Here is a 7,604-nt window from a genome sequence, read left to right as displayed (position 1 = left end):
TAAATAACATAACAAGAAAAAACATGATTCCAAAGTATAATACGCTTTTACCTATAGCACTTGTTGAAATTATAAATTTATATTTATTGATGGGTAATTCAAATAACTTTAATGCAAATGTAGATAACCCCTGCGATACTCCAATACCTATCATAAGTCCACTCACTAAAGATATAACACCAATTAGAAACGTCTCTGTTACTAAAATTCTGGATATGTTTCTTCTTCCCATACCTAAAGTCATGTATATTCCTAATTCTTTTTTACGTTTTTTAATTAAAAAATTATTTGCATACAATATTAAACCACCTAATATTACGGATACAAATACTGACACATCTGAGATAGCGTTCATTACTGTAGGCACATACTTTCTATCTGCAGTGTTAATTTCCACAAGTGCCTTTTGTGATTCAATGGAGTTAAAGCTATAAAATATACAAACAGCCAGTGTTAGTGTTAAGAAATATATTGTATAATCTTTAAAACTTTTCTTTATATTCCCAATAGCAATCTTAGAGTACATTATTATCGTCACCTCCAAGAAGGGTTATAACTTCGATAATTTTAGTAAAGAATTCTTTTCTGGAATCATTTCCTCTTACCAACTCGATAAATATTTTGCCATCATTAATAAATAGAATTCTACGAGCATAGCTTGCTGTAAATGCATCATGAGTAACCATAAGTATTGTAGCTTTTAAATCTTTATTAAGACTTTCAAATCTTTCGAGTAATAATCTAGCTGATTTGGAATCTAATGATCCTGTTGGTTCATCTGCAAGTACTAAAGATGGATCTGTTACGATAGCCCTTGCCGAAGCAACCCTTTGTTTTTGTCCGCCTGATATTTGATAAGGGTATTTGCTTAATACTTGTTCAATGTCTAAATATTTTGCAACCGATTGTATTTTTCCATCAATTTTTGAACTTGCCTCACCTTTTATAGTTAACGCTAGGGCAATATTTTCATAAGCGGTAAGGGTATCTAATAAATTAAAGTCCTGAAATACAAACCCTAATTCATTTTGTCTAAACTTATCTAGTGACTTTGATTTTAACCGAGTAATGTCACTATTATTTATCATTATTTTCCCCGTAGTAACATTATCAATCGTTGATATACAGTTAAGTAATGTAGTTTTGCCACTTCCTGAAGGCCCCATTATCCCAACAAATTCTCCCTCATCTACCTTAAAACTAATATTATCTATAGCCTTTGTTACATTATCTTTATTACCATAATATTTTTCAATTTTTTCTACACTTAATATATTTCGCATTAATACTTCTCCTTTTTCATTATAAAAATTCTTTAACTCCCCTTCATTTTATATAATTTCATTAATAGTATCGGTGGAATTACATTTCATTAACATTACATTTTTGTTATATTGAGTGATACCTCTCTACATGTAAGTTATCAGAAATCGCGATGGTATAAGTAAGAATTATTCGATGCCTTACCAAGGAGGCAGATAAATGTAGGGCTATCGATTCTGGTGCAAAAACGATAAAACTTATGTAATTTGCGGAAATAAACAAAGTGGTTACAGCGTAACAACAGCTCTATTTAAAAGACATGAATTCATAGTCATTTCGGCAGTTTTCTGATTTAGATTGGATACAGTACAATGGTAAACGACACCTAATATATCAAAGACTGTCTTTTTGTATAGCTTCATATAGGGGGAGCACCAAACATCCATTAACTCAAGGTATAATTTTATATAAAATGGCAAACTTGTAATCTTATGGTCGTGGCATCGAGATCTCCAAGATTGGAGAAGTCCAACAGCTAGCAAGATTTCGAGGCATATAACAAAAGGTGTTAAACCTGAAAATATCATTCTACTTCATGATTGGAATGGTAGCGAATTTTCCCAGACATCTCAAACAATTGAAGCATCAGAAAGCATCATGAAGTATTTAAACAACAATGGATATACATGTGTCACAGTATCTGAAATGCTCTATCGTTCCAAAAAAAGAATTCCTCCTTTTTTGATCCTTGTTATCAGTAAATTTGGATTTATTTCCTACGTGTTTAAAACTTTACAGTACTGGGGACAAAATATTAAAGAAATTCAATTTAAAAAATAGTGGTACATTAGATATTAAAGATATCATGATGAAAATAGACTATACTGTAAACGATTTAAAATAAAATAACACTACAGAAGATTATAGTAAACATATTAAAGTACAATTTCTTTTGGATTGGGATTCTGCGAAAAGCCCTGTATACGAGACAAATCTTGCAGAACTAAAATCACAAAGCCCACAGATTGCCTCCAAAAAAGGATTTCATTCTAAGTGGACTGAAACAAGGGGATTAAAACCTGGGAAAATGGATTGGTTTTGGATAAAGTTTGTATTTGAAGACAACGGCACAGATCAGAACGTGTTCCAAGGGGATAGTATTGCGCTAAACATGGAGTTCTAAGCCAATCAAACAGATGGACAAGAAAGATAAATTTAATAGCATATTACTGGTAAAAAGTAAAACTGAGCTTATACCTTTTAAGTATTTAAAATGAAAAACAAAAAGGACTTGTAGGAATCCCTACAAGTTCTTTTTCAGATAATGTATAAAAGATGAGTCAACATAGATTAATCTTAGTATATTTTTTAACATATTGAAGATACAAACTCAATCATATATAGTGATTGAGCCTGCACCTTCAATTTTTTGTTTCTCTTTTTTATGAATATATTTTTGTACATATGCGTTTTATATAGTAATTTCTAATGATAAGGAAGTAAATAAATTGAATACAAAAAAAACTTACTAATACAACAATTGAGCTTTGAATAACGGACATTTCCCTACTTATGGTTTGTCCTAATTGCTGCAAAGTTAGAAATGCAAAACTGCTGTGAATCATAGCTACTACAATGGGTAAGAAAAATAATATCATCATTTGTGTTGTTATAATTTTCTTTAACTCTTTTTGACTTAAACCTAATTTTGAAATCATTTGATACTGCTCTTGATCACGTTTTAAATCAGTAAATAGACGGAAATATAAAAAACTTATTGCAAATGCAAAGAATACAACTCCCACCAATATACTTGTAATAGAAAGTAATCCATTTTGTTGTTTTAGTTCAAGCCATTTCAAACTCAAAGATGAAAAAGTATAAGAATCGCCTAATTTCGTACCAACTGATTTCATAAGATTTTTTGAGACTGCAGTTGTTTCAGGCCAATTTTTTATAATAAAACCGTATATAGTGTAATTTTGCAAGATACCAACATCTACAGTTTTAATATTTAGGACTTCATTGTAAACAGCATCAGAGATAATAACAGTTTTAGCAAGCATCTCTTTTAACTCTGGGACAGTTAATGTTTTTTGAACAGTAACTGGTACTTCTAGTTCACCATGCCTTAACACAAAAGGTTTTAGGTCCTCTACACTTTTGTGTTTTTTCATTGGTAGTATAACGATACTTTCATTTTCATTTGTTAATTTTTCTATTTCATATCCTAGTGTTTTAGCATATTCATTATACGTAGAAAGATTAATTAATCTAATGTCATTCTGTGTTATTTTAAATTTTGCTGTTGCAAGTTTATAAGAAAATCCAGATTCTTTTAATTGTTTTTTTATCTCTTCAATATGAGATTTTTCTAGTGGATTTCCCCAATCTGATCTATAGGTAAATGCAAATGGGGTCTCATTTTTTGCTAATTCAGGATTTCCGATAGCTGTACAAGCTCCAATTGCTGTAAAAGATACCGCAGATATAATTGTAACCATAAAGAACGTTCTCGCATTATCTTTCATTCGGAATGCTAATTCTGAAATAACAAGGAGGTTGGTTCTTTTAAAGAATGTAGTTTCTCTATTTTTTAAATTGTATATCACATATATACAAAATTGATGAAAGAAAATATAAGTTCCAAATATAATAAGCGTGACCCCTAATCCAACGATCAGTAATACTTCATTCCCACTCATATAATTAATTGCGATTGCATCGATACTGTGGTGGACAGAAGTGTAGCCTGCTCCAATTAAGATTATAGCCAACAAAGATAGCCAAGCAGACGCTTCAGGTTCAGGTTTTGGCTTTTCTTCTGATTTTATGAGTTCTACAAGCTCATTCATTTTCACCATTTTTGATGTAAATAAAGAAATAAGTAGAAATAAGATAAAAAAGGACAGAGCTGTTACTCCAATAGCCTTTAATGGAAAATAAAATGGTAACCTATGCTCTACTGCCAATAAAGACCCACTAACTAGTAAAAATAATTTAGAAAAAATCATTCCAAGTCCAATACCCACTAGTATAGAAGGGATTCCAATCAACATGTTTTCGAAAAAAATTAATCGATGAAACTGTTTATGAGACATTCCATGTAACATTAATAATCCAAACTCTTTTGTTCTATTTTTTAAAAATGCGCTAGCAGAATAGAAAATAAATAAGAAAGAGAAAACAAAAATTAAGGAATACGATAGTTGAAATCCTATTTTCCCAAATGTGCTCATTATAGTACTTACATGAGTCAGTTCACCTTTTAGATTTGGATGAAAGAAAAGTAGACCATAAGTAAAGAAAATCATTACCGCAAATATGCTACTAAAAAAATACCCAAGATATATTCGTTTATTCCGTATAACATTATTCAATGCTAGCTGTCGAAAAGTCATTTTTATTCCCTCCTAACATAGAAAGACTGTCCATAATATTTTTATAAAGTAATGGACAATTTTCATTGTGGTAAATTTCATTATATAACTGTCCATCATTGTTTCCTTTTCTTCTATATTTAATTGTGTTAATATCTCCATTACATCTTGAGAGAGTTTAGTATCCAAATTCCCTGTTAGCTCATCGGTAAGAATTAATTTAGGAGAATGAATGGGTGCACAGACAATCGCTGTTCGCTGTGCTTGTCCTCCTGATATTTCATATCCTCGTTTATTTATTCTTTTCACATTCAGGTCATCTAATACGAGCGGAAGAACCATCTTCCCTTTTACTGTTAATGTATGCATGAGATTGGCTTATAAATGCAGTTTCGTCTATTATGGGTACACCCTAATCATCCATCTATTAGCTACTGAAAACACTTTGTTCCAACTGTATGATAATCAGTTGAAAAGTGGTAAAGAAATCCGTAATCACAAGTACGTTTAGAAAAGAATGTATGAATTATATTCAAAATTACATATATCTCGGCCGTACCCGTGTCTGCGAAATAAAGCTAAATTATTGGTAGAAAGTTAATACGGATTTTTACTATTAATATACTCCCTGATGTTGGCAAATCAATAGTAGAAATCATATTCAATAACGTTGTTCTTCCACTACAAGAAAGGTCCATAATCCCAACAAATTCTCTTCTATGATTGTTAAATTTACATTTAAAAGTGCTATATGCGAAGCTTTACCTGTATATTCTTTACTAAGATCTTTTACTTTTACTATATTTATAGGATAAATCCCCCCAAATTTACAAACTAAAAATGAGAGTTGATAGATGATGTCCCCTTCTCTTTAAATCGTTTCCGTACCCTTGCATGCACTATACAAACAAAGGCGAAGTCTTCCAAAACAGACTCCGCCTTTCCCATGTATCATGGGTTACAACCAGTACTAGTAGCTTCATAATATTTCCTCAACCTATTTCCTTGCGGAAATAGGTTGAGACCAAATATCTTCTTCATTATCATTTACATGTACCTCAAAGACATATATAGGTTGAGAGAAACCTTTTGTATCAGTGTAGTAATCTATATTATATTTTGTAATTAATAATGTATCACCTGCATTGAAAGATCCTATAGGTTCAAATTCTCCTTGTTTCAGTTTTTGAAATGCTTCCTTTGGAGAAAGAATTTCAATATCTCGAACAGGTGATTTTTTAGTAACGGAATCTTTGTAAACAGGTTTTTTTTCCCCTTCTTCTTTTAACTCTATTGATGTTTTTATCGTAACGTGAGACATATCTATTTTTGTATTGGGATCAATAGGCATATTTCCAAATTCCTTCATATGGTACGAAATAATTATTCCAAATGCAATGAGAATTACTGTAATGGGAAGGAATAAATATTTCATCATCTGTGCATGCGTTTCTTTTTTCTTCAATAATATAAGAACTATGTTTAACACAGAATACCCTAGCATCATTCCTAAAATATTATGAAGTAAATCAACAAGTTCCATACTTCCACGTTGCATTGTAAATTCAAGTATTTCAATTAATAAACTTGCTATAATTGAGATCATTAACATCCATTTTGTTTTTTGAAAAACCTTACTAAATAAAGGGAATAAAATTCCTAAAGGAAAAAGCATACCTATATTCACAATGATATGGAAAAAGGAAGTAAATGAAAATGTATTCCATGCTTTTTTATAAACACTAAGTACATCAAAATCAATGGTTCTTGCATAAGCTATATCATCTGAACGACCAAATGAAGTAGCTGATAATGCAAGAGAATAATATCCTATTATTAATATCAATAATATAATTTGTTGTACGGTAAACTCTTTTTCACCTTTACATACCTTTTTGTATACTACAAAATAGCTAAAAATAAGTATGAGAAGGAATAAAAATGTGAGTTGTATCATAGGAATTGCAAAACTAACGAATAGTTCGGAAATAATGTTCATTTTACACCTCTGTGTTTTTTATTTTTTTCCGACCGAAGACTCTTTCCCGAAAAATGTGAGGGTGTGCAACACTAATTTTAGGTTGAAGATGAATGTCGGTTGGCCTAAGTCAATCTGTTCGCCACTATATACTGGTACAAATCATTCTTCAACGTTCTATGGCTCCACGCTTGTCAAAGTTGTGACAAGCAAGCTAAAGTAGAAATTGGGGTAAATCAACGTACAAAATACTTATGTTCTCACCGCAGGGACTATAGATAGAGCCTGCTAAGATAACTGGTGGATACATCGGTGTTCTCAGGAATCGCCTATTTCCAACAGTCCATTAGGTTCCGTGTTGGGTAGTTTAAATAATATTCTAGATAAAAATAACGAAGTATCGTTACCTCTAGTAATTATTAATCCAGAATTATACCGTATCCATGTGGTTCTCTCTAATTGATGTATACTTAACGGAATCATCTTTTCTAAAGGTGATAACTTCATCAAATTTTTCAATTGAATTTTAATGCAGTACTGCTCCTGCGACAAAACCTTAATGGAAAGACATAAAAATCAACTAGATTCGCAACACATTTTTTCATGAGTGTTTCTGTTATTCATTATAGTAGTAAGATTTTTTTTCTCATATTGAATTTCCTTTCATTTTACTTACACGCTTGTAATGTTTCTGAAAATACAGTCTATAAGATTATAGCAGTGGTTCTTTTTGGGGAGATAGCGAAGAGGGAATTTTCATTTGCACTTTACTATACCGAACTAGATTTCGTTATAGTTTTTATTAGTAATTCATTGTATCTTCTTTACCAGACACGTATAAAAATCAATATTATGAAAGTAAACTACTGGGTAAAAGTTTCCTTTCATTTTTGGAAACACTTAAAACTAAATTTGCAATAAATTTCTCAATATAGATATAGATGTTATATATGGTTTTTATATCGAAAATTAACAAAAAATAT

At 30.9% G+C, this 7,604-nt stretch carries 4 protein-coding genes and 4 pseudogenes; 2 read left to right on the top strand and 6 right to left on the bottom strand.

All coding sequences use genetic code 11. The annotated features are described in order from the left end of the window. Nucleotides 1–526 (bottom strand): FtsX-like permease family protein (locus ABWK52_RS24900; RefSeq protein WP_353772202.1); only part of this gene is annotated, 526 nt, incomplete at its 3' end. Next, on the bottom strand, nt 516–1,283 hold the full coding sequence (locus ABWK52_RS24895) for an ABC transporter ATP-binding protein (RefSeq protein WP_001244403.1): 768 nt from the start codon (nt 1,281–1,283) through the stop codon (nt 516–518). The genes ABWK52_RS24895 and ABWK52_RS24900, both read right to left, overlap by 11 nt. Before the next feature lie 451 nt (nt 1,284–1,734). Here ABWK52_RS24895 and ABWK52_RS24890 point away from each other — a divergent pair. Both ABWK52_RS24890 and ABWK52_RS24885 read left to right on the top strand, forming a co-directional pair. Continuing rightward, nucleotides 1,735–2,024: pseudogene (locus ABWK52_RS24890) on the top strand (chitooligosaccharide deacetylase); the annotation flags it as partial. Nucleotides 2,025–2,062: 38 nt separating this feature from the next. Further along, nucleotides 2,063–2,446 (top strand): annotated as a pseudogene (locus tag ABWK52_RS24885) (TasA family protein); the annotation flags it as partial. Between the two features lie 259 nt (nt 2,447–2,705). On the opposite strand, the gene ABWK52_RS24880 reads toward ABWK52_RS24885, so the two are convergent. The 4 genes and pseudogenes from ABWK52_RS24880 to ABWK52_RS24865 form a co-directional block, all read right to left on the bottom strand. Further along, nucleotides 2,706–4,664 carry an FtsX-like permease family protein gene (locus ABWK52_RS24880; RefSeq protein WP_098294818.1) on the bottom strand — a complete coding sequence of 653 codons (1,959 nt, stop codon included), beginning with the start codon at nt 4,662–4,664 and terminating at the stop codon, nt 2,706–2,708. Continuing rightward, nucleotides 4,636–5,018: pseudogene (locus ABWK52_RS24875) on the bottom strand (ATP-binding cassette domain-containing protein); the annotation flags it as partial. The pseudogene ABWK52_RS24875 and the gene ABWK52_RS24880, both read right to left, overlap by 29 nt. A 239-nt stretch (nt 5,019–5,257) precedes the next feature. After that, nucleotides 5,258–5,451, bottom strand: a pseudogene (locus ABWK52_RS24870) (bacitracin ABC transporter ATP-binding protein); the annotation flags it as partial. A gap of 189 nt (nt 5,452–5,640) precedes the next feature. Continuing rightward, the gene (locus ABWK52_RS24865; RefSeq protein WP_098542103.1) at nt 5,641–6,642 is read right to left on the bottom strand and encodes a VanZ family protein; all 1,002 of its coding nucleotides are present in this window, start codon (nt 6,640–6,642) and stop codon (nt 5,641–5,643) included. Nucleotides 6,643–7,604: the final 962 nt, after the last annotated feature.

This window comes from Bacillus sp. AP50, from assembly GCF_040492675.1.
GTDB lineage: Bacteria > Bacillota > Bacilli > Bacillales > Bacillaceae_G > Bacillus_A > Bacillus_A cereus.
The sequence above is the reverse complement of the archived record's forward strand: the minus strand, read 5'-3'. Positions and strand labels throughout refer to the sequence as shown.

Bases quoted from the DNA above. Each gene is read 5' to 3' on its own strand.
- ABWK52_RS24895 (WP_001244403.1), bottom strand. From the start codon at position 1,283: ATGCGAAATATATTAAGTGTAGAAAAAATTGAAAAATATTATGGTAAT.
- ABWK52_RS24865 (WP_098542103.1), bottom strand. From the start codon at position 6,642: ATGAACATTATTTCCGAACTATTCGTTAGTTTTGCAATTCCTATGATA.
- ABWK52_RS24880 (WP_098294818.1), bottom strand. From the start codon at position 4,664: ATGACTTTTCGACAGCTAGCATTGAATAATGTTATACGGAATAAACGA.